Raw genomic sequence first — 2,263 nt, 5'->3', positions numbered from 1 at the left:
AAGGTGTCTTTCACGCGACGGATCACATCCAGATACGGCATACCCGGCTTGACCATCACGATATCGGCGCCCTCTTCCAGATCCATGGCCACTTCCTGCAAGGCTTCTTCCAGATTGGCCGGGTCCATCTGGTAACTATATTTATCGGCCTTGCCCAGATTGCCGGACGAACCGACCGCATCGCGAAACGGGCCGTAGAAGCTGGACGCGTACTTGGCCGAGTAGGCAAAGATTTTGGTATGGATGAAGCCTTCTTCTTCCAGCGCACTGCGGATGGCACCGATGCGCCCGTCCATCATGTCGGACGGGCCGACCATATCGGCGCCGGCATCGGCATGGCACAGCGCCTGCTTGACCAGAATGGCGGTGGTTTCGTCGTTGAGCACGTAGCCCGCGTCGTCGATCAGCCCGTCCTGGCCATGGACGGTGTAGGGGTCGAGCGCCACGTCGGTCATCAGGCCCAACTCCGGGAAACGCGCCTTCAGCTCGCGCACCACGGTCGGCACCAGGCCGTCCGGGTTGTAGGCTTCGGTCGCCTCGTTGTTCTTGCCGGACTCGATCACCGGAAAGATCGACAGCATCGGAATGCCGAGCTTGAGCGCCTCTTCGGCGGTAAACAGCAGCTTGTCCAGGCTCTGGCGGGTGACGCCCGGCATCGATGCCACTGCCTGTTCGCGATTCTCGCCCTCCAGCACGAACACCGGGTAGATCAGGTCATTGGCAGTCAGCACGTTCTCGCGCATCAGACGGCGCGAAAACTCGTCCTTGCGCATGCGGCGCAAACGGGTAGCGGGAAAATAGCGGTTGGCAAAAATCATGAGTCCAGTCTCGGTTTGGCCCGTCTCAATCTGGGCGGGGTTCTTTATCGTCGTCATCCCCGGCACGCATGCGATAGGTGCCGGGACTGACGCCGGGTGGAAGATCGGGTGGCGGTTCACGCCTTGCAAGGCGCGCCAGCGTGCTGATGACCAGCACAAAAGGCGCGGCGGCGACTACACACCAGAACCAGGTTGAATGCAGCATATCCATGGCAAGCTTCCGGAAAAATAAGGCCAAAGAACGGCTCCGGCACTTGATGGCAAAGTGTATGCCGATCAGGCGGTGGCGGCCAGACGTAAAAAAGCAGCAGACACCGTCTGCTGCTTTTCAAATGCACACTGAAGAATCAGGCCTCGGCGCTTGCCGGCTTGCCGGCAGCCTGGGCACGCTCCGCCTCGAGGTTGTCCTCGGCACGATGGCCCGCCCAATAATCGGCATGCTTGATGCCCAGCTTCTCCGGGTGGAATACCGGATCCAGCCCCTGCGCACGCTGTGCCTCATAGTCGCGCAAAGCGATAAAGGCCGGCTTTTGCAGCAGGATGATGGCGGTGATGTTCAGCCACGCCATCAGGCCGACGCCGATATCCCCCATGCCCCAAGCCAGATCAGCGGTTTTGACCGTGCCATACACCGTTGCCGCCATCAGCGCCAGCTTCAGTACGAAAGTCAGCCATGGCCGGTTCACCTTGCGGTTGAGATAGGCAATATTGGTCTCGGCAATGTAGTAGTAAGCCACGATGGTGGTGAAGGCGAAGAAAAACAGCGCCACTGCAACAAAGATGGAGCCGAAGCCCGGCATGATGTGTTCCATCGCCGTTTGCACATAACCCGGGCCCGCAGCCACGCCGGCGATACCGGTATACATTGCGGAACCATCCGGCGCCTGCACATTGTACTGGCCGGTAATCAACAGCATGAAAGCCGTGGCCGAGCATACAAACAGGGTGTCGATATACACCGAGAACGCCTGCACCAGACCCTGTTTAGCCGGGTGGGAAACGGCAGCCGCACTGGAAGCGTGCGGGCCGGTACCCTGACCGGCTTCGTTGGAGTACACGCCGCGCTTGACGCCCCACTGGATCGCCATACCCAGAATCGCACCAAAGCCTGCTTCCATGCCGAAAGCACTCTTGAAGATCAGGGCCAGTACGCCGGGCAGCAGGTGGATATTCAAAGCCACAATCACACAAGCCACGATGATGTAACTCAGCGCCATAAAGGGCACTACCACCTCGGCAAACGAAGCAATACGCTTGACGCCGCCGAAGATGATAAAGCCCAGAATAATGGCGAGAATGGCTGCCGTCACCGTGGTTTCAATACCAAACGCGGTCTGCAAACTGGCCGCGATCGAGTTGGCCTGCACGCCGGGCAAGAGTACGCCACAGGCAAAAATGGTCACTAGCGCGAAAACGATCGCGTAGCGCTTCATGCCCAAGCCCTT

At 59.4% G+C, this 2,263-nt stretch carries 3 protein-coding genes; all 3 read right to left on the bottom strand.

Features of this window, described 5'->3' with window-relative positions; all coding sequences use genetic code 11:
• A partial coding sequence (gene hemB, locus ACRC1E_RS08670) for a porphobilinogen synthase (RefSeq protein WP_438514701.1) occupies positions 1-818 on the bottom strand: 818 nt, incomplete at its 3' end.
• A gap of 25 nt (positions 819-843) precedes the next feature.
• The gene (locus ACRC1E_RS08665; RefSeq protein ID WP_438514700.1) at positions 844-1,029 is read right to left on the bottom strand and encodes a hypothetical protein; all 186 of its coding nucleotides are present in this window, start codon (positions 1,027-1,029) and stop codon (positions 844-846) included.
• Between the two features lie 136 nt (positions 1,030-1,165).
• A partial coding sequence (locus tag ACRC1E_RS08660) for an alanine/glycine:cation symporter family protein (RefSeq protein WP_438514699.1) occupies positions 1,166-2,263 on the bottom strand: 1,098 nt, incomplete at its 5' end.

This window comes from Craterilacuibacter sp. (assembly GCF_051659485.1).
Lineage (GTDB): Bacteria > Pseudomonadota > Gammaproteobacteria > Burkholderiales > Chromobacteriaceae > Craterilacuibacter.
The sequence above is the reverse complement of the archived record's forward strand: the minus strand, read 5'-3'. Positions and strand labels throughout refer to the sequence as shown.

Coding starts and splice junctions, on each gene's coding strand:
- ACRC1E_RS08665 (WP_438514700.1), bottom strand. CDS start 1,029: ATGGATATGCTGCATTCAACCTGGTTCTGGTGTGTAGTCGCCGCCGCG.